This is a genomic window from Pseudomonas sp. 22189 (genome assembly GCF_052045635.1).
GTDB lineage: Bacteria > Pseudomonadota > Gammaproteobacteria > Pseudomonadales > Pseudomonadaceae > Aquipseudomonas > Aquipseudomonas parakoreensis.
The window spans coordinates 25885-51233 of sequence record NZ_JBQEPG010000017.1 but is presented as its reverse complement, the minus strand read 5'-3'; the positions used below and the strand labels follow the sequence as shown (position 1 = coordinate 51233).

The following is a 25349-nucleotide window of genomic DNA, read 5'->3' as shown; positions in this document are numbered from 1 at the left end:
ACAAAAGACAGTTAGCTCATTGTCGCTGTCCTTTCGCCCCTCCAGGATAACTCTCAACGATGACCCGGCACTATCGCTGGATTCCCTACAGACGTAGTCGCTGATGCTGTCCAGATACTATTGTCGATATTGACGTCGTCGAACGCGCTTGGAGTCAGGACGGGCTCAGCTATGCCCGCCTTGCGTTGGTTGTCGTAATCGGCTAGCAACCGGAGCCCAACATTACACAGCAATGTGAGCGCGATCAGGTTCACCAACGCAGATAGCGTCATAGTGATGTCGGCGAAGGCGAACACGGTCGAAAGGTCCTCCACCGACCCCCATAGGATCAGCGCTAAAACAAGCGCACGATAGCCCAAGAGCATCTTGCAATTATCTCCCAAGATAAACTTCAAGTTGTTCTCGCCGAGGTAGTAGTTGTAGAGAATCGAGGTAAATACAAACAAGGCCAATGCGGCGCTTATGAAAATGCGCCCCCAGTCGCCAACCACCGCCGCCAACGAGTTCTGAGTCAGTACCAGGCCGTCACCTGCAAACCCGGCGGTGTAAAAACCCGAGAGTAGGATCAGCAGTGCAGTGCAGGTGCAAATCACGAACGTGTCGAAAAACACACTGAATGCTTGCACTACGCCTTGAGAAACAGGGTGCTTGACCTCAGCAACAGCCGCGACGTTGGGTGCGCTGCCCAAACCGGCCTCGTTGGCAAACACTCCCCGCTTGACGCCCATAACAATGGCGCTACCAATAAAGCCGCCAAAGGCCTGGTCCAAACCAAAGGCACTGTTGATGATGGTCATCAGCATTGTTGGCACGTGATCAAACTGCAGAATTATTACGTAGAGGGTTACCGCGATGTAGGCCAGCGTTTTGACTGGTACCAACAGATCCGCCACTTTGGCGATACGCTTGATGCCACCTACGAAGACCAGGCCCAGCACGACGGCCAGAACAATGCCTGAATAGGTGGGATTGACGCCAAAGGCATTCTGGAGGGAATGGGTCACGGCATGGGATTGCAGCCCATTGAAGGAAAAACCGAAGGTGACGATGAGTAGCGTGGCCATCAGCACGCCGAGCCAGCGCTTATTCAAACCGTGCTCTATATAGAAGGATGGGCCTCCGTAGAACTGGCCGCTAGCGTCTTTACGCTTGTATAACTGAGCCAGACTGCACTCCATCAGCGTTGTAGCCATACCCACCAAGGCAGTGACCCACATCCAGAAGACGGCACCAGGCCCGCCAAGGGTAACAGCCACACCGACGCCGGCAATGTTGCCCGCACCTACTCGTCCCGCCAGGCTAAGCATCAGGGCCTGGAATGAGCTGATTTGTGTCGAACTGCTGGTGAGGCTGTCTTTAAATACCTTGAACATGTGCAGAAAATAGCGAAGCTGCACAAAGCGAGTCTTGATTGTGAAATAGGCGCCCAATCCAACGACCAGGACGATGAGCAGCTTTCCCGAAAGAAAACCGTTGATGGCTTCGAGCATGGCGCAACCTCATTGTTATTTTATTGGGTAGTGCGGAGCTTCACGCGGCCGGAAGAACCGCGTGGAAATTTGTAGATCTGCCTAGGCGAGGTCTTGTAGAGCTTTGATCCGCTTCCACATAAGTACAGGGTTCGAATACATGGGGAAGTGACCGCAATCAGGAATGCACGCCAAGTGCACACCTTTTGCCGCAATGTCCTTGAGGTAGGAAAGGTGAGAGTTGGTTTCCCCATACATGTATTGGCGCGGGAAGGGCAGCGACAGAAATTTTTCCATCAACAGACCATTGTCCGACAAATCCACCATTGACTCGAAAATGCCGCGCACCGCACCGGTACGTACTTTGTGCGCCAAACTAGCGGCATACAGCGCGCTCGCAGGGTCGGATGCCAATCGAGTGCGTTCGATAAAGTCGCGGAAGAATCGCGCATCATCGTCACGGCGGTGATGATGAATTTGACGGCTGAGGAAGCAGTCCTCAGGGGCGATGTTACCTTCGATGTCGACGAAACTCAGCACGCGCGAAGGATCCCCATGAGCCAAGATCAGACTGGTCAATCCGCCCATGGAGTGGCCTACCAAGTGGAAAGTATCGACCTCAAAATACTTGAGTACGGCCTGTGCGGTTTTCACAAGGAATGGAATATTGATGCGCGAGAGGTCGCTGCATTCGGTCTCACCGCAGCCTGGAGCATCGTAGGCAATGAAGGGATGTCCATCGAAAGCAGGCTGCAGCGTGATATCGGCGTAGTCCTCTTTGGTAGAGCCGAAACCGTGAAGGAACAGGATGGGCGCTTTAGGCCCACGGCGGTGAATCACCGCCAGTTCGAGCTGTACACCGTCGATGTTCAGCGGAATTTTTTCGTGGGTGAAGCGAGCTGGATGGGACACGAATGAGCTCCTGTGACAGACATCCTCAATGTTGAGCTCGCCAGATGATTTGTAAAATACGAAGCCACGAACCCTGTCATATGCCTAGCCTATGACAACAAGGTTTGCTTCGCTTGATCGATCATGGCATCCACGAGCGGATGCTTATGCTCGCTGTGCCACGCCATGGCAGTAGTCACCACTTTCACCTCCGGGAACAGAGGCCGAATGAGTACGTTTTTGGGCGCGAGCTTGCCCATCGAGGTGGGAACAAGGGCAATGCCTTGGCCGCAGCTGACGAAGGCAACTTGTGACGAGACCGAGCGAACTTGATGCACGATCCGCGGGGCGAAGCCGCTGGCTTTGCACTGTCCGACCAGATAGTCGAAATAAACAGGGCTCACATCGCGTGAAGCCATTACCAAGGTTTCATCGGCGAGGGACTTGAGAGAGATGGAATCACTCGCGGACAAAGGGTGATCGTTAGGGAGCGCTACTGCCAGTCGATCCTCGGACAACGGTAGAGATTGCAAGTGCCGACCGAGGTTGCCCTCAAGGCGTGCGAAGGCGATGTCGATATCGCCGCCCTCAAGAGCGGGGATAGCCTCCGCGCTATCGATCTCTCGAACCGATACCGTGATCAGTGGATGGTCCTGCTTGAACCGCTCGATCAGCGGGGGCAGTACATCGATCATTGCCGAAGTAATTGCCCCAATGGTCACTACGCCAGCGTGGCCGGCCACGGCCTCATGCACCGCAAGCTCCAATCGTTCCAGCTGATCAGCAAACTTTCGTACGGCGGGGAGAATGGCGGCTCCCGCAGCGGTCAGTTGAGCGCCTCGGCGAGATCTAGTGAATAGTTGAACCCGTAAGGACTGCTCCAGCGCCTGTATCTGCTCGGTCAACGGTGGCTGCGACATGCCCAGTCGCTTGGCTGCGCGGCTGAAGTTCTGGTCCTCGGCAACTGCCAGGAATAGCCAGAGGTGGCGTATCAAGCGAAAGTTGATCACAGCGCTCTTCCATAGGTTTGGGGTATGATAAGCTTAGCTTCTTCGTAATATACGTATCAAATCTCGGCGCAGATACTCAAGCCTCACCTAAAAGAGGCCTGAAACCGATGAGCTTGAAAGCCCCGCTTGATCGCCTGGCTGCGCTCGATACCAACACGGTGTCGGACGCGCTGGACTTCCTCCAGCTGCCTGGTGCCACCAACGGCCTGATGCCGCTATGGGACTGTCCGAAGATTGTTGGCCGAGCCAGCACTGTTCAGTTGGGGCCCAAGCAGGATGTGTCACCCACCGTTCACCTGATCACCCCAGTAGTGGAGCAGATCACCACCGATGACCGCGTGCTGGTAATCGCGGGCGGCGTCGATGGTATCTCCAGTTGGGGAGACATCCTGGCAAACGCCGCCCAGCGCAAAGGTATTCGTGGCTCGATCATCGACGGTTTCAGCCGTGACATCCGCGGCAGCGCGGACATCGGCTATCCAGTCTTCGGTCGCGGCGTGACCATGATCAGCGCCCGTAACCGGCTCATCCAGATCGACGCAGCAGTAAAAGTTCGCATGGCGGGCGTCGAGGTAGAGGAAGGCGACTACGTGATCGCCGACGAATGCGGCACCGTTTTTGTCCCGGCCCACGCTATCGACCAGGTGCTTGAGCTGGCCGAGCGTATCGATCGCCGCCAGGCCGGCATGGTCGATGCCGTCCGTTCGGGCCGCTCGGTCGAGGAAGTGATGCACGACACGCAATTCGAAGCCATCAGGGTGGAGCACTGACATGAGCCTTTCCGATAAAGACATTGTTGCCTTGTTCGAAGGCCTGGATACCCCAGGTGTGTCCGATGCGATGGACAAGCTAGGCCTTCCAGGCCAAGCATTTGGTGTCGCACCACTGGCCAACTACAGCCAGGTTGTGGTCGGCCCGGCCTTCACCGTTCAGTATGTGAGTGCGAGCACACCGCCCGGCACTGTCGGCGACTTCATTGATGACGTAGCACCAGGCGACGTTGTGGTCATTGCCAACGAAGGTCGTACCGATTGCACGGTGTGGGGCGACATCATGACTCAGTACGCCTTGGCCCGCGGTATCGCCGGCACTGTCATTGATGGGGTCTGTCGCGATGTGAACAAGGCACTGGGCGAAGGCTACCCGCTTTTCAGCAAGGGCCGCTTCATGCGTACCGGCAAGGACCGCGTGGAAGTCGTGGCCGTCAACCAGCCGGTATCGGTTGGCCAAGCCCGAGTTTGTGCCCGCGACATCGTCGTGGCTGACGCCAATGGTGTCGTCATCGTCCCGCGTGATCGTGCCCAGGAAGTCGCTGAAACGGCACGTCGTATCGAACACGTCGAAGCGAAGATCCGCGAACAGATCGCCACTGGCAAGAGCCTCAAAGAAGCCCGTGCCACTCTCGGTTACCACACCCTGCAGAGCAAACAACCATGAGCCTTCCACACGACTATCAGAACATCGCAAAAGTCCTCGGCAGCTCCACCCTGTACGAGGCCTCTGGGCTGCCGTGCGCGGTCGATCGCGAAATTCGCGCTGTCTGGAGAGGCGCGTTCATCGCGGCACCAGCATACCCCCTGCAATGCTCGCCAGGTGACAACTTGGGTCTGCACCTGGCTGTGGCGAAAGCGCCGCGCGGTAGCGTCTTGGTCTGTGATACTGCCGACTTCGTTGCCGGCTATTGGGGTGAAGTGCTTACCGTGGCGGCCGAAGCCGCTGGCATCGTTGGCTTAGTAATCAATGGCGGCGTACGCGATATCGCCGCGCTTGAAGCGCATGGCTTTCCGGTTTTTGCTCGAGGCATCTCCGTCAAAGGTACCGTCAAGGCGACCACGCCCTCCGTTGGCAGACCTTTCTACTTTAGCGGGGCGCACGTTAGCGCCGGCGACCTTGTGGTTGCGGACGAGGATGGCGTGATCATCATTCCCGCCGATGCAGTTGAGTGCACGCTGCGCGAGGGCCAAAAACGCGCTGACAAAGAGGCGGAGTTTTTTGCAAAGTTGCGTGAAGGTCACACCACCCTGGACTTGATGGGTCTTTCCCTCCCGGAGGAACACGCGTGAGCTTGGAAACGCTGAACCGTCGCCTGGAGGCTGCCAAGCCTTCAGCGACTTACAAGATCATCGACCGCGTTGCTGCACGTCGTGCAGAAGGGGCGAAGATCATCTCTCTCTGTGCGGGCGAGCCTGACTTCGATACTCCAGAACACATCCGTGCCGCAGCCATCAGTGCGATCAATAATGGCCACACCCGCTACACCCAAGTCGCTGGCCTTCGCGCGCTGCGTGAAGCCATCGCCCGTAAGTACCGGCGCGAGAACGGCCTTGATGTAAACTGGCAAGACACGCTGGTCTGCAGTGGAGGTAAGCAGGTCATCTTTAACGCCTTGGCCGCGACCCTCAACGAAGGCGACGAGGTGGTGATCCCTGCTCCTTACTGGGTCAGCTATCCGGAAATGGTGGCGTTGTGCGGGGGCGAGTCACGGATCGTTACCTGTGGCGCCGAGTCGAGCTTTAAGCTCACACCAAAAGCATTGGCCGGAGCAATCGGGCCGAAGACTCGATGGCTCATTCTGAATTCGCCGTCCAACCCCACGGGAGCGGTGTATGATCACTACGAACTGAAAGCCTTGGCTGAGGTATTGCTCAATCATCCGCAAGTCCTGATTTTGGCGGACGACATCTATGAGCATTTGATCTTCGACGGTCGTGATTTCCTTACACTCGCCCAGGTTGAGCCCAGACTTTCTGAACGGACGCTGACCATGAACGGCGTATCGAAGGCCTACGCCATGACAGGCTGGCGGATCGGGTTTGCCTCTGGGCCTCGCTGGTTGCTCGATGCGATGGAAAAGTTGCAGGGTCAGCAGACCTCGGGGGCGTGTTCCATCTCGCAACATGCGGCAGTCGCTGCGCTGGACGGTCCGAAAGACTTCATCGCCCAAAGCCGCGAAGTGTTCCAACGGCGTCGAGATTTCATGGTCGAGCTGCTCAACCAGGCGCCGGGCATCAGTTGCGAAGTTCCAGGCGGAGCCTTCTACGCCTTTGCCAATTGTACCGGTCTGATCGGCAAGCGCTCGCCGGACGGCCGTGATCTCGTTGACGACGAGGCTGTCGCGTTGGCATTGCTTGAAGAGGCCAACGTGGCAGTCGTGCAAGGTAGTGCATTTGGACTTCCAGGCTACCTGCGTATTGCCTACGCTCTGGATGATGAATCGTTACGAACGGCGTGCCAGGCTATTCAGAAGTTCTGCGAGGACGCACTGTAAAGAACACGTCTCGCTATGGCCGTCGTCTGGGAAGAGTGACTTCGGCCATGGTCGCCTACAGCTGATCGAGTTGAACTTGCAATTAGCCAGTGTCAGCTACGCCGCCATGGTAACTCTAGATTCCAGCACCCTAGCTTATGGAAGCGCGAATGAAGTACGTAGAACTAATCGGTGGTAAGGTCCACCGATAAACGTTCAAAAGAACAAAAAGTTAGAAGGGCCCTTGAGTTCTGCAACCAACAGGAGCTATGTCTGCAATCGCAGCAGGCATCCCGAGGATGGAGCGCTGCTGAGCACCTCCAGCTTGAGCGCATGTCGAGCACTGGTGATGTAAAGGGTGTTGCCTTCCGGCCCCCCGAAGCACAGGTCAGTAGGCGCGGGTACCGGTAAACCGATCATTCGATCGAGGTTTCCGTCGGCATCGAAGCGCGCCAAGCTCCAGCCGTCCATCTGGGTCGTCCAGACCCCACCGTCGCTGTCCAAGGCCAAACCGCCCAGGCTGCCCCCTCCTCTGGGCAGCGAAGCCAAGCGGCGTATCGCCGTGCTGCCGCTATGCAAGAGCAGAATATCGCCGGCGTCCGGTGCCAGAGCATAGAGCGCGTCTCCGCTGGCATCCCAACGGAAAGCACTGATTGGCTCAGGCAGAGACCAGCCGTTTCGCAGCTCACCTTCGGCACTGAGTTCCCCGATCACACAGCCATGGGTACTTCGGGCACACGCCCACAGCGCGCCGGATGGATGGGTCGCCAGGGCCAGTAGCCGACTTCCTAGCAGATCCTGCCGTGGGTGCTCATTCCCTTCCCAGTCGATCAGCGACCACCCCCCAGTCTGCGCAACGAGCAGACCCTCTGGATGCAATTCCATCGCCCGCACCGGCAGATCCAGACGGGTCAGCAATCGGCTGTTCTGTCCGTCCCAGCAGTGGATGGCAGGTGCCAAAGTGTCGGCCCAGTAGAGCATTTGCCGGCCGGCATGCCAGCGCGGAAACGCGCCATGGAAGGCCCAAGGTCCCGGAAGCACGCTGAGCTCCTCGGCATGATGCGGCGCAGTATCGGGACGTAGCTGCTCGCCAACCCGGCGGGCCGCATCGGCGAGCTCAGGGCCCAGTAAAGTCAGGCGCTCCAAGGTCAGCCTATAGGCCGGTCCCGCCACGCTCAGTGCCCCGCGGACGTGTCCCTGCTTATCGATGATCGGCGCGGCCACACAACGAATACCGAGACGGATTTCTTCGTCATCGAGGGCATAGCCACGTGCCTGGGTGATCTGCAACTCAGCCAGCAACCTGCGGCGGTCGGTAATGGTCAGCGGCGTCAGCGGGGCCAGGACTAGGCCTTTGAGAATTTCATCGCGTGCAGCCGCCGGCAGCGCGGACAGAATCGCCTTGCCTTGTCCCGTACAGTACACCGGCTTGCCCTGACCAAGGCTCGCTGCAGAGCGCTGGGTGTGGGCACCTTCACACCGCTCTAGCGAGAGCACCTGATTGCCGTCCAGCACGGCGAGGTACGACGTTTCCCCCGTGAGGTCACGCAGTGCTCGCAGTTCCGCGCTGGCAGCAGCGACCAGATCTGGCTCGAGGTAAGCATTGCGCACCATTTCCAGGTAGTTGAAGCCGAGCCTGTAAACCTTGCGGGTAGGGTCGCGACGGATCATGCCGCGCTCTACCAGGGTGGCGAGGATGCGGTACAGCGTTGTGCGAGGCAAAGGCACCAACTCGGCCAGTTGGGCCTGGTTGATGCCTGTAACGCTACTCCCAATGGCCTGGAGGACATCCAGCGCTTTTTCCAGTGCGGCCGTACCTTCACCCGTTTTCATTGTGTTTTCCCACCTATTGGAACTCGGCTATCACCACCGAGATTCTGCCCATTTTTCACCCAATTTTCTGCAATAGAATCGGTCGCATCAGGGCTACCAGCAGTTAGAAATTCCACATATTGGGACTTGGTATCGACCTGTTATCGAACAAAAACATGAGGAGATGTTGAAGCATGTCAGTCATCCACAATTACGCCGATGCCCATGAAAGCGTCTCCGGCAAACAGGTCGAAGTCAGCGATGAAGTGCTGGCCAAGCTTGCCACCTGCAGCAGCGGCTCGCTGACCACTCAGCTGTTCAAGCGCGGCTTTCGTCAGCCCGCACTGGTCGGCCTGCGTTGCATGACCCGTGACGTCAAGCCGTTTGCTGGACGCGCCTTCACCATGCGCTTCATCCCCGCCCGTGAAGACATCGACACCTATTCCACCATGACCACCAAGCCTAACGACGACAACCTGCAGTGGGTCGGCGTTGAGCAGATCAAACCCGGTGACGTGCTGGTCATCGACAGCCGCAACGACCCGGCCGCCGCTTCGGCCGGCAACATCCTGGTAACTCGCCTGCTGGCTCGCGGCGCCAAGGGCATCGTTACCGACGGCGCCCTTCGTGACGGCAGCGAAATCGCCGCCATGAACCTGCCGGCCTACGCTCGCGAAATCACTGCCACCACCCGCATCTCTTACCACCACGTGGCCGACCTGCAGGTTCCGGTCGGTTGTGCCGGCGTTGCTGTGTACCCAGGCGACATCATCGTTGGCGATGCCGATGGCCTGACCGTGGTGCCAGCGCACCTGGCCGAGGAGCTGGCCGAAGTGTGCACCGTGCAGGACGACATTGAAGGCTATCTGGCCATGCGCATCGCCGCCGGCGAAGCACTGTGGGGGGTTTACCCACCGAGTCCGACATCGGTTTCCGACTACCACGCCTGGGTCGCCGCTGGCCGTCCGGCCATTCCCTCGATCATCGACAAGAAGGACTAAGCCATGACTGAGCACAAGCACGCGCAACTGATCCGCCGCTACTTCGACGCCTGCAACGAGGGCGATTACGACAAGCTGGTGTCGTGCTTCACCCCGGACGCGGTGCACTACTTCCCTGCCGGGCTGCCGGAAGTGCCGTGGCGCACAGCTGACACTATCGCCCGCAAATGGGTGTGGTGCGTAGAGAACCTGGGCTCGCAGTGGACCATCGAGAAGATCCTGGTCAGCCATGACTGCAACGAAGCGGTCATCGAGTGGACCCACTGGAAGAGCAAGCTTGGCACCGCCCTGCGCGGGGACGAATGGTACGTGTTTGACGAAAAGTCCGGGCTGATCAAAGAGATCCGCGCCTACTACGCCTCGCCGGCAGACAAGGAAGTGGTGATCAACGAGCTGGTGGACTTTGACTACCAAGGCCGCGGCTACCACCTGGAACCGAAAGCACGCTGAAGCTGCCGGCCCTGTACGGATCAACCCGCGCAGGGCCACAGCGCATTTCGAGGAGTAAGCATGACCACTCAACAAGATCCCACCCTGAACGCGCTTGATGCAGTCGTGGCCAAAGCGGCTGCAGCTGCCGACTTCTGGGCTGACTCCAGCGCAGAACAACGCGCCAAGCTGCTGCGCGGCCTGGCCGAGGCATTGGAAAGCCAACAGGCGGAATTGGTCGCCATCGCCGACCGTGAAAGCGGCTTGGGTGAGGTGCGCCTGAACGGTGAAGTCGCGCGTACTGCCTTCCAGCTGCGCGGCTTCGCCAGCGAAGTGGAAGCCGGTGTGCCGTACCGCCAAGTGGACGATCAAGCCGTCGCGGGTGCTCCGCCTGTTGGTCGCCCGCGTCTGACCCGCACTCAACGCCCACTGGGCCCAGTGGCGATGTTCTCGGCAAGCAACTTCCCGTTCGCCTTCTCGGTACTCGGTGGTGATACCGCTTCCGCGCTGGCGGCTGGCTGCCCGGTTGTGATCAAACCGCATTCCGGCCACCCGGAGCTTTCCCGCGCGGTATTCACCCTGGCCGCTGGTGTAGTGCGTTCGCAAGGCTTGCCAGAGGGTCTGTTGACCCTGGCTGAAGCGCCCAACCGCTCGGCCGGCAAGTACCTGGTACAACACCCATCAATCGCCGCCGTGGCATTCACTGGCTCGTATCAGGGCGGCAAAGCCCTGTGGCAGGCGGCCAATGAGCGCGAGCGCCCGGTACCGTTCTTCGGTGAGCTGGGTTCGATCAACCCACTGGTGGCATTGCCATCGGCACTGGAGAAAGACAGCGCGAACCTGGCCAAGGTACTGGCTGGCTCCATCACCCTGGGTTGCGGCCAGTTCTGCACCAGCCCTGGGGTAATCGTGCTGCTGGACTCGCCTCACAGCCAACGCTTCATCGGCGAACTGGCCGAAGCCATTGCGCCGATTGCCACCCACCGTATGCTGACTCCAGGTATGCAGCAGGGCTTCGAAGCGGCCGCTACCACCGTGGCTGCCAATGCCTCTGCGGTCTTCGCGCCCCATGCCGATGGCGCCGGTCCGGCACCACGCCTGTTTGCCACTGACGCTGCGTCGTTCATCGCCAACGCCCACCTGCGCGAGGAAATGTTCGGCCCGGCGGCACTGATCGTCACCGCGCAATCCGTGGCTCAGGCAGCCGATGTGCTCGACGCCGTGGGCGGCACGCTAACCACCACCCTGTGGGGCCTGGAGGTCGACACCCAAGAAAATCGCCAACTGCTGAACGCTGCCCAGCGTGTTTCCGGGCGCGTCCTGTTCGCCGGCGTACCGACTGGTGTCGCCGTATGCCATGCCCAGCAGCACGGTGGCCCGTGGCCTGCGTCCACAGCACCACAAACCACCTCGGTTGGCTTCGCCGCGATCGAGCGCTTCCTGCGTCCGGTCGCGTTGCAGGACGCGCCGAGCTGGGTCCTGGGCTGAGGAGAACATAGCGATGATGCGACATATCGTGATGTTTCGCCGCCTGCCCGGTGTCGACGCGCAACCTGAACGGGAAGCGGACCTGGTAGGCCGGATGCGAGACCTCACCCAGGAAATCGACTTCATCCGCGACTGGCGCGTCGCCGCCAACGAACTGGATCGACCGATCTGCTGGGACTACATCCTCGAATCCAGCTTCGACGATGCCGACGCGGTTCAGCGGTACCTGCCACACCCTGCGCACCAGGCTCTGGTCGCCGATCTCAAGCAGTACTTCGAATGGGTGGCAGTGGATTACAGCGTCTAAGCAGTACCAATAGCCTGGCCCCCTGATGGGCCAGGCGTCATAACAAAAAAGATCCGGCATCACAGGTGCTGGACGGAGTCATACATGAACAAGAAAAAGAACTACCGCTGGACGATCCTGACCATGCTTTTCCTGGCCATGATCATCAACTATGTCGATCGCGCTGCCCTCTCGATCGCCATGCCGTTCATTACGCAGGAATACCACCTCACCCCCGCTGAAAAGGGCATGATCTTCAGTAGTTTCTTCTTCGGCTATGCGCTGTTCTGTTTCGTCGGCGGCTACCTGGCCGACCGCTTCGGCCCCAAGAAGGTACTGACCTGGTCGATGAGCTTCTGGTCTGTGCTCTGCGGTTCCACCGCCCTGGCCTTTAACTTCTGGTCGCTGCTGATTGTGCGTGCGCTCTTCGGTGTCGGCGAAGGACCGGTCTCCACCACCGCGAACAAGACCGTCAACAGCTGGTTCCCGATCAAGGAGCGTGCTCGCGCCATTGGCATCAACCAGGCGGGTGGCCCGCTGGGCGGCGCCCTGGCAGGCCCGATCGTCGGCTTCCTCGCCCTTTGGCTGGGTTGGCGTGTGGCCTTTGTGGTGATCGCCGCAGTCGGTGTGCTCTGGGCTATTGCCTGGTACCGCATGGCAGCCTCCACACCTAAAGAACACCCGCTGGTCACTCCAGAAGAGCTGGAACTGATCAACGAGGGCCGTGAAGCGCCGGTTACCGCCGTCGCAGACGCACCCCGCACGCCGGTTCTGCAGATTATTCTGCAGCGTTCGGTCCTGGTCACCGGCGTTTCGCTGTTCTGCTACAACTACATCCTCTATTTCTTCATGACCTGGTTCCCCAGCTACCTGATCGACGCCAAAGGTATTGATCTCAAATCCATGAGCATCGTCACCGCACTGCCTTGGCTGGTAGGTACTGTCGGCTTCGTTTGCGGCGGGCTGCTGATCGACTGGGTGTTCAAGCGCACTGGCAAGCAGCTGTTCTCGCGCAAAGTGGTACTGGTCAGTTGCCTGCTGGTGGCGGCCGTGTGCATCGGCCTGACCGGCCAGGTTGAGAGCGTGACCAGCACCGTTGCAGTCATGACCGTGGCCATTGGCTTCCTAATGCTCACCGCGCCGGCCTACTGGTCGCTGATCCAGGATGCCGTGCCGGACCATCAGGTCGGTACCGCCGGTGGCTTCATGCACGGTCTGGCCAACCTGTCGGGCATCGTCGCACCAACCGTGACCGGCTTCATCATCGAGTCGACCGGGACCTACAGCAGCGGCTTCGGCCTTGCAGCAGGACTGGGGGTGGTTGGTGCACTGATCGTGGCTGTGTTCGTTGGCCAGAGACCGGCCAAGCAGCCCAGCGCTATCGCAACAGCCTGAATCAAACGCTCCTACGTTTTCCGGGAATACACCATGCCTACTCTTCTTGTCACCGGCGCTGCCGGTATCGTCGGAACCGCGTTGCGCCCCTACCTGCGCGAGCGCTTCAGCCTCCGACTGCTGGACCGCCGGCCGGTCAGCGACTTGGCCACCAATGAAACCGAGTTGGTGGGCGACCTGACCGACCCAGCCTTTGTCCGTCAGGCTTGCGAGGGTGTTAACGCGGTGCTGCACCTGGCGTGTGCCCACGGCACCGATATCCAGTTCCAGTCCACGGTCGAGCCGAACTACCACGCAACCCTGTACCTGCTCGAAGCCGCTCAGCGCGCCGGTGCCAGGCGCTTCGTGTTCGCCAGCAGCCACCATGTGCTGGGTCAGTACCACAGCCAAGCCGCCGAACACTTCGATGACCACCCTGTGGCACCTGACAGCTACTATGCGCTGAGCAAGGTATTCGGGGAAGCAGCCTGCGCCACGTTCTCCCAACGCAGCGAGTTGGCCACCTTCGTCGTGCGTATAGGCAACGCCGATGCCAAGGTCAGCGACGCTCGCCGCCTGCGCCTGTGGACCAGTGCCCGCGACCTGGCGCAACTGGTGCTGATCGGCCTGGAACACCCTGAGGTACGCCACGAGATTGTCTATGGAGTGTCCGAATGCCCACAGGCGTTCTTCCACAACCAGCGTGCCCGTGCCTTGGGTTACCGGCCACAGGACAATGCAGCCGAGCACCTAGCTGACAACTTCCTCGCCTATGACGCTATGGCACCGGTTGGTTCGGGCCGTGACCACGTCGGTGGGGCCTATGCCGGTGTTGCCCTGGCCAGCGTCCTGGAGCAAGCATGAAGATCGTCCGGATCGATACTCAGATCGTCGAGATTCCGTTCCATGACGGCGGTCGCGGCGTGGGCGGCACGCCTTCAGCTTGGCGCACACTGGAGAACGTGTTGGTGCGGGTCGAGGACGAGCAAGGCAATGTGGGCTGGGGTGAGGCCTTCGGCTACTTCGTCGCCGATGCCACCAAAGCCCTGATCGATCGGCTGGTAGCCCCCCAGGTGCTGGGTCGGGAGATCACCGATATTCCGGCGCTGAACCTTGAGCTGCAGCAGCGTCTGCACTTGTTTGGCCGCTATGGCGTGACGATGTTCGCTATCTCCGGTATCGACATCGCCCTGTGGGACCTGGCGGCCCGCCGCCAGCGCCTGCCGTTGCACCGGCTACTCGGTCAGGCTCACCGCGAACAGGTACCGGCCTATGCCAGCCTGGTACGCTACGGCGACGACAAGGTGGCGCCGGCCACCTGTGAAAAAGCACTTGAACTGGGCTTCAGCGACATCAAGCTGCACGAGGCCACCTTGCATGACATCGGTGCCTGTCGCCGCGCCGTGGGCGACAGCATTCCATTGTCCACCGACGTCAACTGCTCCTGGACGATCGAGGGTATCCGAGACTGGCTGCCAGCCCTGGCAGACCTGAAGCTGGCCTGGCTGGAAGAGCCAATCTTCCCGCCAGAGGACTTCGCAGCCCTGGCTGGCCTGCGCGGACAAGGCGTGGACATCTCCGCCGGTGAGAACTGGTGTACTGCGGTGCAGTTCGAGCAGGCCCTGGGGGCGGGCGCGGTGGATTCCATCCAGCCCAGCGTGACCAAGGTTGGCGGCATTTCCGAGTGCCTGCGCATTGATCGCCTGGCCGAACAACATGAGGCGGTGATACTGCCGCACTGCCCGTACTTCGGCCCAGGCCTGATCGCCACATTGCACATGGCTGCCGTGCAAAAGCGTGTACCGCAGGTGGAGTACCTGTTCGTAGAGCCGGCCGCGTGGCTGTATCCGGTGGAGCAACTGCGCCAGGGTAAACAGCTGCAGATTCCTGAAGGACCGGGGCTGGGTCTGGACATTGACCTGCAAGTAGCCGAGCGCTACCGCCGCTAACAACCCTTTACATCCCCCACCGCCGTGCGTTGGCACGGTGGCTGGGGCTCTGCATGCCCGAAAAAGGGTATTGGAGGTCACAATGCACACTGTGGTCCTGAGCAACGCTACCTGGTCGCTGAGCGTTTTACCGGATTGGGGTGGGCGTATCGCTCACCTGACCGCCGATGGGCTCGACATCCTGCTGCCAATTACAACCAACCAGTTCGACCCGCTGGACTGGCCACGCGCAGGCGCCTACCCACTGATGCCGTACTCCAACCGCATCCGCAATGCGCGCCTGCAGTTCGCTGGCAATGAGCACCAACTTCCTGCTCACCCGGCCGCCATTCCTCACACCCTGCACGGCGTGACCCATACCCAACCCTGGCAAGTGGTGACGGCCGAAAAGGATCTGCTGGTTATCACCTGTGATTACCAAGGCGAGCACTGGCCATGGGCGTTTCGCGCCGAGCAGCATTTCGTTCTCGAAGGCAACCGCCTGCGCATCGCTTTGGTGCTGACCAACTTGGGTGACACGCCAATGCCCGGCGGCCTTGGGTTACACCCGTACTTCAAGCGCCACCCCGGCATGAGGGCGCACTACCGCGTCGGGCGCGAATGGCAGATCGATGCGCAGTACCTCGCCACTGGCGAGTACCAGGATCACTCCAACGATTGGTCCATCGAAGCGGATAGCCGCGATGCCCTCGCACACTACCAGTCGCGCTGGGATGGCCTGCTGGCACTTGAGTACCCCAACGCTCGGCTTGAGCTTCAAGCCTCGCAGCCATTGACCCATTTCGTCGCATTTGCACCGGCCGACAGCGCCTATCTGTGCCTGGAGCCGGTGTCGCACCTGACTGACGCCTTCAACCAGCCGCGCGACAGCTGGACCGAAACCGGCACCCATGAACTCGCCCCCTCTCAGCGAATGGAGGCGACCCTCGATTTCACCTGGCAACACCGCTGACGCAACACCCGACAGACCTATAAGAAGAGAACAACAACAATGAAATACTCCTCCACTGGAGCGTGCTTCGCTCGCGCTGCAAAACCCTTGTCCCTGCTGATCGGGCTCGGTCCACTCTGTGCTCAGGCGGCGTTTCTGGAAGACAGCAAGGCCAACCTGACCTTCCGCAACTTCTACTACAACCACGACCTGCGCGACTCGACCAAGCCGGCCCAGTCGAAGCTGGAGGAATGGGCCCAAGGCTTCATCCTCAAAGGCGAATCGGGCTACACCGACACGACTATCGGGGTGGGCGTGGATGTCTACGCAGGCCTGGGCCTGAAGCTCGACTCGTCGCCTTCGCGCAGCGGCTCCGGGCTGCTGCCGGGCGCTTACAACCGCGCAGGCGGGCCTCGCAATGCCGACCCACGCTCAGTGGACGATTACTCCGAGGCCACGGCGGCGGTCAAACTCAAGTACTCGAAGTCAGAGTTCAAGATCGGCGGGCTATTCCCAAAGATTCCGCTGGTCAGTTCGGGGGATGGTCGACTGCTGCCTCAGTTCTTCGAGGGCGCCATGCTCGATTTTCGCGAACTCGACAACCTCGACATCGGCCTAGGCCAGATGCGCCGGGTCAACCAGCGCGAGTTTGCAGGCGCTCGCGATATTCAGGTGGGCAACTACTACAGCGTGTTCAGCGATCGCTTCGACTACCTTGGTGGTACCTGGCGCGCGACACCGCAGACGTCCCTGGGCCTGTGGACAGGTCGTCTTGCTGACGTCTATCAGCAGACCCTCTACACCGGTACCCACACGATCAAGGCCGGGGACTGGAACCTGGCGGGGACTCTCAACTACCTCGACACCGGCGAGTCCGGAAGTGAAAAGGCCGGCCAACTCGATAGCCGTATGTCATCGGCCATGCTGAGCGCGAATCTCAAGGCCCAGACATTCCGCATCGGCTACCAGTACAACGCCGGTGACAGTGCCTTGCCGTTCATCCACGACACCGACTTGCCGGGAGTACCCAACGCTGTGCAGGTGTTGCGATTCGACCGCGCTCAGGAGCGCTCCTGGCAAGCCCGTTACGACCTCGACTTCGCCGCCCTTGGCGTGCCCGGTCTGACTGCGTTTGCTCGCTACGTGAAGGGTGACAACTTCAAGGTGGCCGGTGAAGACGCCAGCGAATGGGAACGCAACCTGGACATCTCCTACGTAATCCAGAGCGGGCCGCTGAAAAACGTCGCGTTCCGGTGGCGCAACGTCCAGTTGCAAGGTGACGCCACCGGCCGCCGCGATGAGAACCGCGTGATCATCGCCTACACCCTGCCGCTGTTCTGATCCTTGCTTTACCGGGCACCGGCTCTGCCGGTGCCATTCACCGTAAAGCCCTGCAGGGGCGCTCTACTAAACACAATCGGAGAAAGCACCTGTGCACCAATCACTTGATCCTGCGATGCAGGCCTACATCAACGACAGCAAGCGCTTTACCCCCATAGACAGCACCTTGCAGGCCAGGCGCGCAGCGTTCTTGCAGGCCTGCCGCCATTGCACGCCTCCCGCGCCGAAGGGCTGGCGTATCACTGATATCGAGATTGAGGGCCTGCGCCTGCGCTGCTACCAGCCAGATTCCGAGCCCCCAGAGGGCGGCTGGCCGACACTGCTGTACTTGCATGGCGGTGGCTGGGACTTGGGCGACCTCGACACCCACGACTGGTTCGCCCATGCCCTTGCGGGTCGAATCCACTTAGCCATCGTCGCAGTTGAGTATCGGCTGGCCCCTGAGCACCCCTATCCAGCACCACTACACGATTGCCAGAAAGCCTGGGCGGCGCTGCGCAACGGATCAGTCGACGCGCGCCTTAGCCGTACCCAACTGATGGTTGCCGGTGACAGCGCCGGCGGCACCTTGGCGGCAGGGCTGTGCCGGGCGCTCCACCGCAAGGGTCAGCCTCAGCCCCTCGGCCAGTTACTGGTGTACCCGGTGCTCACCGCTCGCCAACACCTGCCGTCAATGCAGGTGCATGCCGAGGCGCCAATGATGACCGTGGCCGGGCTGAAGCAATCGTTGCATGGCTTCTTGCCCAACGAGGCCGACCGTAACGACCCGTGCGCGATGCCACTGGAAACCGATGATTTTGCTGGGCTGGCACCTGCGCTGGTGCTAACGGCGCGAATAGACCCACTCTGCGACCACGGCATCGCCTATGCCGCTGCGCTTACCGCCCACGGTGTACCGGCCGAGGTGTGGATAGGAGAAGGAATGGTGCATTCCAGCTTACGCGCATTCGGCGTAGCGGAAGTCGAGCGGGCTTGGGACCGCATGGCAGGACAACTGCGCCAGTGGGCGGGCATCTGAAGGCGCTCCACGGACTCAGGTGCTTTCCCGCACGACCAGGCTGAAGCCGACGTCTTCCACCTGCTCACCGCGAGCCAAGGTGCCATCCATGCGTTGCAGCAACAGCTCGGCGGTGCGCAAGCCGATGCGCCCGCCATCAATGTTCACTGTGCTCAACCTCGGATGGGTATGAGCGGCGAACTCCAAATCACCGAAGCCCATCACTGCCAAATCGTGAGGGATGCGCAGGCCCTGAGCAACGGCTTCGGCCATGGCGCCCTGGGCCAGCAAGTCGATACTGCAGATCACCGCGTCCAACGACACCTTCGCCTCAAGCAGACGGGCCATGGCCTGGCGGCCGTGCCCCATGTTCACTGGCGCGGCCTCTACCTCACAGGCGACAATCTCAACCCCGGCCTGCTCGAGCGTGGAGATGCAGGCCTGACGGCGGCGCGCAGCGCGATCGTCGTCGCTCCACAGCAGACCGACCCGGCGGTAACCACGCTCGACGACATGTGAGGCCATAGCCTGGCCAACGGCTTCGTGTGAAAAGCCCACAACCGTGTCGATGGGTGCTGATGTCAGCTCCCACGTCTCCACCACCGGGGTACCCCGTGCGATCAGCTTCGCGCGCGCGGCTTCGCTTCGCAGTCGTCGGGTCAGCACGATTCCGTCGGGGCGACGGGCGAGGATGGTATCGATCAGCTCCGATTCATGGTTCTCGCCCAGATCCGACTGGCTCAGCAGCAGTTGGTAGCGCGCGGCTGCCAGGCGCTTGCCCAGCTCGGTAACGGTGTCGACGAATGCCCGGTTGGCGATGTTCGGCACGACCACGATGACCAATCGGCTGCGCTGGGACACCAGGGCCCCGGCGAGCAAGTTGGGGACGTAGCCGGTCTTGCGAATGGCGTTGCGCACTTTCTTCTGGGTTTTTTCCGACACCAGCTCAGGTCGATTGATCACCCGGGAAACGGTGATCGGCGAAACCTTGGCCATCTTCGCCACATCATTGAGGGTGGCAGTGACCGGTTTCAGACCGGTGGTGACAACGGGTGTTTCCAGCATGTGAAGCCTCAAGCCAGGCGGGTTGACCATGTTCGCCGATTCTACCGGAACGGCACGGTTTTTCCTGCCCCACCCCCACATTCCCAGATCATGGGAATTTAGCTGAAACAGCGATTTGCAACCCGCGCATAATAGGGCCTAGGATAAATGACAGCGCTGTCATTTGATAACGCTGTCATTGGTCGGAACAGCTCTCCAGCAGGGCTGCGAGCTGCCAGAATTCGAAGCAGGTGCCGGTGCAAGGCCCTGCACGACGCCAATAAAAACAATGAGGCAACCGCGATGCACAACCACGACACCTACGCCGCCGGGCCTGCCCCCGGCGCCGTGGCCGCGTCCAGCACGGCCACCCGCTACCGCTACCTGATCCTGGCCCTGATCACCATGGTCCTGGCGCTGAGCAGCGGCGACCGCGCCGCCCTGTCGGTGGCCGGCTCCGACATGGGTAAGGAGCTCGGTATCACCTCGGTAGAAATGGGCTACCTGTTTTCCATCTTCAGCTGGGCCTACGTGATCTTCCTGATCCCGTCCGGCTGGCTGGCCGACCGCTTCGGTTCGAAGAAAACCATGGTCCTGGCCATCTGCATCTGGTCGGTGTTCACGGTGGGCATGGGGCTGGTTCACTACACCGCATTGATCGTCCCGTTGCTGCTGGCTTTGCGCTTCCTGCTGGGGGTGGCCGAGGCGCCTGTAGGCCCAGCTTCCACCCGTGTTATCGCAGCGTGGTTTCCATCGACTGAACGGGGCATGGCAGGCGCCATTTTCAACAGCGCCCAGTACATCTCACTGGCCTTCTTCACCCCGTTCATGGGCTGGCTCTGCTACGCCTTCGGTTGGCAGTACGTGTTCATCGTCATGGGCTTTGCCGGATTCGGTGTCGCGGCAGTCTGGTGGAAGAACTACTACCTGCCGGTCAAGCATCCCAAGATGAATGCCGAGGAGCTCGACTACCTGCACAAAGGCGAAGCCCTGGTCGACCTCGAAGGGCTAGCGGCGCAGCCGAAAGACAAGCGCAGCAGCTCTCTGGCCAACATTGGTGTGCTGTTTAAAAGCCGCATGCTGGTAGGCATGTTCATCAGCCAGTACTGCGTCAGTGCCGTCACCTGGTTCTACGTCACCTGGTTCCCGATCTACCTGGTCAAGGAGCGTGGCTTCGACATCCTGCAGGCCGGCCTGGTGGCGTCGATACCGGCGCTGTGTGGGCTGATCGGCGCGGTGTCGTCGGGCTTCTTCTCCGACTACCTGTTGCGCCGCACCAAATCCCTGAGCATCGCCCGCAAAACCCCAATCATCACCGGCGTGCTGCTGAGCTCGACCATGATGCTGTGCAACTATGTCGACGCCCAGTGGCTGGTGATCGCGGTGATGAGCCTGGCGTTCTTCGGCAAGGGCTTTGGCAACCTCGGTTTCAGCGTCGTGGCCGACACCGCCCCCCGCGAAATGATCGGCATGACCGGCGGCGTGTTCAATGCCCTGGGCAACACCGCTGGCATCGTCACTCCGGTGGTGATCGGCTACCTGCTGCATTCCAGCGGCTCGTTCAACAGCGCACTCATCTATGTCGGCGCCCACGGCCTGCTGGCGGCGTTCTCCTACCTGGTGATCGTCGGCCGCATCCAGCGCCTGCAACTGTCCGACTTGACCGGCAAACCTTCCCACGCTCAGTGATTCAGAGGACGACTCCATGATCGAAAGCAACGTCTACATCGACCCGAAAATCGCCGCCCTGCAACCTGGACCAGCCACCACCGACAGTATTGCCTGGATCAAGCTGTCGTACACCGTGCTGCCCTTGGGCGCGCCGATCAGTGACGCCAAGGTGCTGACCGGGCGGCAGAAGCCGCTGACCGAAATCGCCTTCATTTTTGCCGAGATCCGCACCCGCGAAGGGCACGAAGGCATCGGTTTCGGCTACTCCAAGCGCGCCGGGGGCCCCGGCATGTACGCCCATGCCCAGGAAATCGCCTCTACTTTGCTGGGCGAAGACCCCAACGACATCGCCAAGCTCTACAGCAAGCTGCTGTGGGCCGGCGCCTCAATGGGCCGCAGCGGGCTGACCACCCAAGCCATCGCCCCGTTCGACATCGCCCTGTGGGACCTGAAAGCCAAGCGCGCCGGCCTGCCGCTGGCCAAACTACTTGGCGCCCACCGGGACTCGGTGCAGTGCTACAACACCTCTGGCGGATACCTGTCGACGCCGTTGGAGAAGGTGCTGGAAAACGTGCAGACCTCTCGTGGCAACGGCATCGGTGGGATCAAGATCAAGGTGGGCCAGCCAGACACCAGCATCGACTTCAAGCGTGTGCAAGCGGTGCGTGAACAACTGGGCGAGGGCTTCCCGCTGATGGTCGACGCCAACCAGCAATGGGACCGCGTCACTGCCCATCGCTTCTGCCGCAAGCTCGAAAAGTTCGACCTGACCTGGATCGAAGAGCCGCTGGACAGTGCCGATGTCGAGGGCCATGCCGCTCTAGCTGCGTCGCTGGACACCGCCATCGCCACCGGCGAGATGCTCACTAGCTTCAACGAGCATGCCCAGCTGATCACCGCCAACGCCTGCGACTTCGTCCAGCCCGATGCGCCACGTGTGGGCGGCATCACGCCGTTCCTGCAGATCATGAACCTAGCCAGCTTCAAGGGCCTGAAGCTCGCGCCACATTTCGCCATGGAGATCCACCTGCACCTGGCCGCTGCCTACCCCGAAGAGCCGTGGCTGGAACACTTCGAATGGCTCGAGCCGATGTTCAACGAGCGCCTGGAGCTGCGCGACGGCCGCATGTGGGTGCCAAACCGCCCAGGGCTGGGCTTCTCCCTCAGTGAACAGGCCCTGGCTTGGACCCAGCACAGCATCGAGTTCGGCAAACGCCCCTGAGCAAGCCACTGCGGTGGTGCCTCTGCCGCCACCGCCGTGTATGACATACCCATAGGAAAACACCATGATTCACCGTGAAGTGAGCCCCGTCATTCGCCTCGATGCCGCTGACAACGTCGTTGTCGCGCGCGTTGAAATCCCCGCCGGCACCGCCATCCCCAGTGAGGGCGTGACTACTCAGCAGCCCGTGCCGCTGGGGCACAAGATAGCCGCTCAACTGATCGCCAAGGGCGAGCCGGTACTCAAGTACAACACGGTGATCGGCTATGCCGCGGAGGATTTGCCGCCGGGCACCTGGATGCACAGCCACAACATCGCCTTCGGTGAAACCGACCGCGACTATCGCTACGGCCTGGACTACGTGCCCACCGACATGCTCCCGCCAGAGCAGCGGGCCACGTTCCAAGGCATTGTGCGGGAAGACGGTCGAGTGGCCACCCGTAACTACCTGGGCGTCTTCGTGGTCGGTAACTGCGGCGCCACTGTGGCGCGCAAAATCGCCAACCACTTCGACGAGCGCCGCCTGGCCGGTTTTCCGCACATCGACGGCGTGGTGCCTTATGTGCACGAAATCGGCTGCGGCATGGAAATGACCGGTGAGCCGATGGACCTGCTGCGCCGCACCATCGGCGGCTACATCAAGCACCCCAACACCGTTGGTGCGGTGGTGATCGCTCTGGGCTGCGAGCGCAACAACATCCATGGCTTCTTCGAGCAGGAAGGTCTGGTGGAAGGCGACATGCTGAAAAAACTGGTGATCCAGGACGTCGGCGGGGTGAAGAGCGCTACCGACCACGGCATCGCTCTGATCGAAGGTATGCTGCTCAAGGCCGACGCGGCCAGGCGGCAGCCGGTGTCGGCCGAGCATCTGATGATCGGCATGCAGTGCGGTGGCTCGGATGGTTTCTCCGGTCTTTCGGCAAACCCAGCGTTGGGCGCAGCGGTGAATATTCTGGTGCGCCATGGCGGTACCGCGATCCTTTCGGAAACCTCCGAGATCTTCGGTGTTGAACACACCCTGACGGCACGCGCCGCGACACCTGAAGTGGGTCGCAAGCTGATCGAGCGCATCGAGTGGTGGCTGGAATACAACCGCGGGCGCGACACCCAGATTAACGGCCGGGTCAGCCCCGGCAACAACGCCGGTGGTTTGGCCAACGTACTCGAGAAGTCGCTGGGTGGCGCCAAGAAAGGCGGCAATGCCCCGCTGATGGATGTCTACGAGTACGCGCACCTAGTGAAGACCCACGGCTTGGTGTTCATGGACACACCCGGCTACGACCCAGTCTCGGCCACGGGCCAAATCGCGGGCGGCGCGAACATGATCGCCTTCACCACCGGCCGCGGCTCTTGCTTCGGTTCGGTGCCGGCACCGACTTTCAAGCTGGCCAGCAACTCGCCCATGTATCAGCGCATGAGCGACGACATGGACATCAACTGCGGTCAGATCATCGATGGTGACAAAACCATCTCTGAGATGGGGCAGGAAATCTTCGAACGGCTGCTAGCCCACGCTTCCGGCGAGCCCACCAAGAGCGAGCTTAACGGTCTGGGCGAAGATGAGTTCTGCCCATGGCAGATTGGCGTGCTCGCCTGAGCCCGCCCCTCAATTTCAGCGTCGACTCGCTGCTGCTCTACATGGAATCCCAAACCCACCGACGTCTTGGGCAGCGGGTGCTGTAGCGCAGTCTGCTGAGTAGTTGAAGGCTCCACAAACAAAGAAACGGCCCGCCGAGAGGCTGGCCGAACGGACAAGTCATGCACAAAAACAACAAAATTTTGCCTGCCGTTTCACTGCTGTTTTTCACCCTCCCAGCCCACGCTGAAGGGTTCCTCGAGGACAGCCAAGCCACCGTTAAGGCACAGAATTTCTACCTCAACCGCGATTTTCGGGAGGATTCAGGTATCTCCAAGCGCGAGGAATGGGCACAGGGTTTCATCCTCGATTTTCGCTCCGGCTATACGCCGGGCACTCTCGGCTTCGGTGTAGATGCCCTGGGCATGCTTGGCCTCAAGCTCGACTCCTCACCCGGCCGCAGCGGCACCGGCCTGCTGCCGGTCGGCGACGATGGCCGCGCACCGGACCAGTACAGCAAGTTCGGCCTGACCGCCAAAGCCCGCCTTTCCAAAACCGAGCTGAAGATCGGCACCCAGCTACTCAAATACCCGACCATCGCCTCCAGCACCGGGAGGATTCTGCCGCAAACCTTCCAGGGCGGCGTGCTGACCTGGAAGGAATTGGATGCACTGACCATCACGTACGCACAGATCGACCGCACCACCCGGCGTGACTACTCGCACAGCGAAGCCATGAGCCTGGTCAATAAGAACCGGCGCTTCAGCGGCACGCCCGAGGCCGATGACTTTCGCATGGGTGGGGTGGATTACGTGGTTAACTCCAACATGAGCCTGAGCTACCAGTACGGAGAGCTGGACGACATATACGGTCAGAACTACTTCGGCCTGCTCGGAAGCACGGCAGTGGGGCCAGGTAAACTGGCCTTGGATGCGCGGTACTTCATCAGCGACGACAAGGGTGATGCGCTGGCGGGCCGGGTAGATAACCGTACGCTGAATGTGCTGGTCACCTACAGTCAAACTGGCCACACGATTGGCGTTGCCTACCAAGGGCTCTCCGGCTCAACGGCCATGCCCTACTTGATCGGCACCGACGCCTACCTCACCAACTACATGATGGCCGCCGACTTCATGGAGACGGGTGAGCGGATCTGGCAACTGCGCTATGCCTATGACTTTGCCGCCTTGGGCGTACCCGGCCTGACCTTCTCGACACGATACAACCATGCCGATCACGCCAGTCCGGCTACCTTCGCTGGCGAGGGGCGTGAATGGGAGCGAGACACTGATCTGGGATACACCATCCAGTCAGGCCCTCTGAAGAACGTCAACGTGCTGTGGCGCAACGCCGCGCTGCGCTCGAACTACCAACGCGACATCGACGAGAACAGGATGATCATCAGTTACACGCTGCCTCTGTTCTGATCCCCAAGTCATGTATGAGGAGTAACCGCCGATTATTGGCGGTGTGGCTGGCAACGCAGGTTGCTGGCCTTTTTTTTAGTTCTTCACGGAATCCCGGGGGAAGACAGAAACAAGAATGCCGGTTAGATGGATGATGTTTCCGCGAGCAAATACATCAATATTCGCGCATGACCAAACGTCGGAT

23 protein-coding genes are annotated in these 25349 nt (G+C 60.6%); 18 read left to right on the top strand and 5 right to left on the bottom strand.

Translation table 11 applies throughout. The features are described from left to right. Positions 1–53: 53 nt before the first annotated feature. From ACTJKS_RS18810 to ACTJKS_RS18800, 3 genes are all read right to left on the bottom strand, one after another. Positions 54–1490: an alanine/glycine:cation symporter family protein gene (locus ACTJKS_RS18810; protein WP_440815771.1), complete on the bottom strand. Its 1437-nt coding sequence runs from the start codon at positions 1488–1490 to the stop codon at positions 54–56. A gap of 81 nt (positions 1491–1571) precedes the next feature. Further along, positions 1572–2381 (bottom strand): alpha/beta fold hydrolase, encoded by an 810-nt coding sequence (locus ACTJKS_RS18805; RefSeq protein ID WP_440815773.1) that lies wholly within the window; start codon positions 2379–2381, stop codon positions 1572–1574. Between the two features lie 89 nt (positions 2382–2470). After that, positions 2471–3370: a LysR substrate-binding domain-containing protein gene (locus ACTJKS_RS18800; RefSeq protein WP_440815776.1), complete on the bottom strand. Its 900-nt coding sequence runs from the start codon at positions 3368–3370 to the stop codon at positions 2471–2473. A 107-nt stretch (positions 3371–3477) separates the two neighbouring features. Between ACTJKS_RS18800 and ACTJKS_RS18795 the strand changes: the two genes are divergently transcribed. Genes ACTJKS_RS18795 through ACTJKS_RS18780 form a run of 4 tightly spaced genes read left to right on the top strand, consistent with a single transcriptional unit; the run spans position 3478 to position 6638 of the window. After that, positions 3478–4140, top strand: a complete 663-nt coding sequence (locus ACTJKS_RS18795; protein WP_440815778.1) for an RraA family protein — start codon at positions 3478–3480, stop codon at positions 4138–4140. 1 nt (position 4141) lies between these two features. Continuing rightward, on the top strand, positions 4142–4807 hold the full coding sequence (locus tag ACTJKS_RS18790) for an RraA family protein (protein WP_045154596.1): 666 nt from the start codon (positions 4142–4144) through the stop codon (positions 4805–4807). After that, entirely contained in the window at positions 4804–5433 is a 630-nt protein-coding gene (locus tag ACTJKS_RS18785; RefSeq protein ID WP_440815781.1) for an RraA family protein, read from the top strand. Before ACTJKS_RS18790 ends, ACTJKS_RS18785 begins: the two co-directional genes overlap by 4 nt. Beyond that, positions 5430–6638 carry a pyridoxal phosphate-dependent aminotransferase gene (locus ACTJKS_RS18780; protein WP_440815783.1) on the top strand — a complete coding sequence of 403 codons (1209 nt, stop codon included), beginning with the start codon at positions 5430–5432 and terminating at the stop codon, positions 6636–6638. Before ACTJKS_RS18785 ends, ACTJKS_RS18780 begins: the two co-directional genes overlap by 4 nt. A gap of 246 nt (positions 6639–6884) precedes the next feature. Here the strand turns inward: ACTJKS_RS18780 and ACTJKS_RS18775 are convergent, their stop codons facing one another. Further along, complete coding sequence (locus ACTJKS_RS18775; RefSeq protein ID WP_440815786.1) at positions 6885–8450, bottom strand: IclR family transcriptional regulator domain-containing protein; 1566 nt, start codon at positions 8448–8450, stop codon at positions 6885–6887. A 173-nt stretch (positions 8451–8623) separates the two neighbouring features. Here ACTJKS_RS18775 and ACTJKS_RS18770 point away from each other — a divergent pair, with 173 nt between their 5' ends. From ACTJKS_RS18770 to ACTJKS_RS18725, 10 genes are all read left to right on the top strand, one after another. Beyond that, complete coding sequence (locus ACTJKS_RS18770; protein WP_440815789.1) at positions 8624–9430, top strand: ribonuclease activity regulator RraA; 807 nt, start codon at positions 8624–8626, stop codon at positions 9428–9430. A gap of 3 nt (positions 9431–9433) precedes the next feature. Continuing rightward, the gene (locus ACTJKS_RS18765) at positions 9434–9880 is read left to right on the top strand and encodes a nuclear transport factor 2 family protein (protein ID WP_440815792.1); all 447 of its coding nucleotides are present in this window, start codon (positions 9434–9436) and stop codon (positions 9878–9880) included. 60 nt (positions 9881–9940) lie between these two features. Beyond that, positions 9941–11347 carry an aldehyde dehydrogenase (NADP(+)) gene (locus ACTJKS_RS18760; protein WP_440815795.1) on the top strand — a complete coding sequence of 469 codons (1407 nt, stop codon included), beginning with the start codon at positions 9941–9943 and terminating at the stop codon, positions 11345–11347. A gap of 13 nt (positions 11348–11360) precedes the next feature. Then, on the top strand, positions 11361–11654 hold the full coding sequence (locus ACTJKS_RS18755) for a Dabb family protein (protein WP_427603527.1): 294 nt from the start codon (positions 11361–11363) through the stop codon (positions 11652–11654). Positions 11655–11738: 84 nt separating this feature from the next. Then, on the top strand, positions 11739–13028 hold the full coding sequence (locus tag ACTJKS_RS18750; protein ID WP_427603525.1) for an MFS transporter: 1290 nt from the start codon (positions 11739–11741) through the stop codon (positions 13026–13028). A 33-nt stretch (positions 13029–13061) separates the two neighbouring features. After that, positions 13062–13871, top strand: coding sequence for an NAD-dependent epimerase/dehydratase family protein (locus ACTJKS_RS18745; protein ID WP_440815800.1), 810 nt, complete (start codon positions 13062–13064; stop codon positions 13869–13871). Next, positions 13868–14956 carry a mandelate racemase/muconate lactonizing enzyme family protein gene (locus ACTJKS_RS18740; RefSeq protein WP_440815803.1) on the top strand — a complete coding sequence of 363 codons (1089 nt, stop codon included), beginning with the start codon at positions 13868–13870 and terminating at the stop codon, positions 14954–14956. Before ACTJKS_RS18745 ends, ACTJKS_RS18740 begins: the two co-directional genes overlap by 4 nt. 82 nt (positions 14957–15038) lie before the next feature. Beyond that, positions 15039–15908 carry an aldose 1-epimerase gene (locus ACTJKS_RS18735; protein ID WP_440815806.1) on the top strand — a complete coding sequence of 290 codons (870 nt, stop codon included), beginning with the start codon at positions 15039–15041 and terminating at the stop codon, positions 15906–15908. Positions 15909–15995: 87 nt separating this feature from the next. After that, the gene (locus ACTJKS_RS18730) at positions 15996–17228 is read left to right on the top strand and encodes an OprD family porin (RefSeq protein WP_440828966.1); all 1233 of its coding nucleotides are present in this window, start codon (positions 15996–15998) and stop codon (positions 17226–17228) included. 115 nt (positions 17229–17343) lie between these two features. After that, positions 17344–18246, top strand: coding sequence for an alpha/beta hydrolase (locus tag ACTJKS_RS18725; protein WP_440815812.1), 903 nt, complete (start codon positions 17344–17346; stop codon positions 18244–18246). 15 nt (positions 18247–18261) lie between these two features. Here the strand turns inward: ACTJKS_RS18725 and ACTJKS_RS18720 are convergent, their stop codons facing one another. Continuing rightward, positions 18262–19290 (bottom strand): LacI family DNA-binding transcriptional regulator, encoded by a 1029-nt coding sequence (locus ACTJKS_RS18720; RefSeq protein WP_440815815.1) that lies wholly within the window; start codon positions 19288–19290, stop codon positions 18262–18264. A gap of 282 nt (positions 19291–19572) precedes the next feature. Here ACTJKS_RS18720 and ACTJKS_RS18715 point away from each other — a divergent pair, with 282 nt between their 5' ends. From ACTJKS_RS18715 to ACTJKS_RS18700, 4 genes are all read left to right on the top strand, one after another. Next, the gene (locus ACTJKS_RS18715) at positions 19573–20958 is read left to right on the top strand and encodes an MFS transporter (protein ID WP_440828965.1); all 1386 of its coding nucleotides are present in this window, start codon (positions 19573–19575) and stop codon (positions 20956–20958) included. A gap of 16 nt (positions 20959–20974) precedes the next feature. After that, positions 20975–22162 carry an L-talarate/galactarate dehydratase gene (locus ACTJKS_RS18710; protein WP_440815820.1) on the top strand — a complete coding sequence of 396 codons (1188 nt, stop codon included), beginning with the start codon at positions 20975–20977 and terminating at the stop codon, positions 22160–22162. Between the two features lie 64 nt (positions 22163–22226). After that, the gene (locus ACTJKS_RS18705; protein ID WP_440815823.1) at positions 22227–23759 is read left to right on the top strand and encodes a UxaA family hydrolase; all 1533 of its coding nucleotides are present in this window, start codon (positions 22227–22229) and stop codon (positions 23757–23759) included. Between the two features lie 161 nt (positions 23760–23920). Further along, positions 23921–25165, top strand: a complete 1245-nt coding sequence (locus tag ACTJKS_RS18700; RefSeq protein WP_440815825.1) for an OprD family porin — start codon at positions 23921–23923, stop codon at positions 25163–25165. Positions 25166–25349 lie beyond the last annotated feature (184 nt).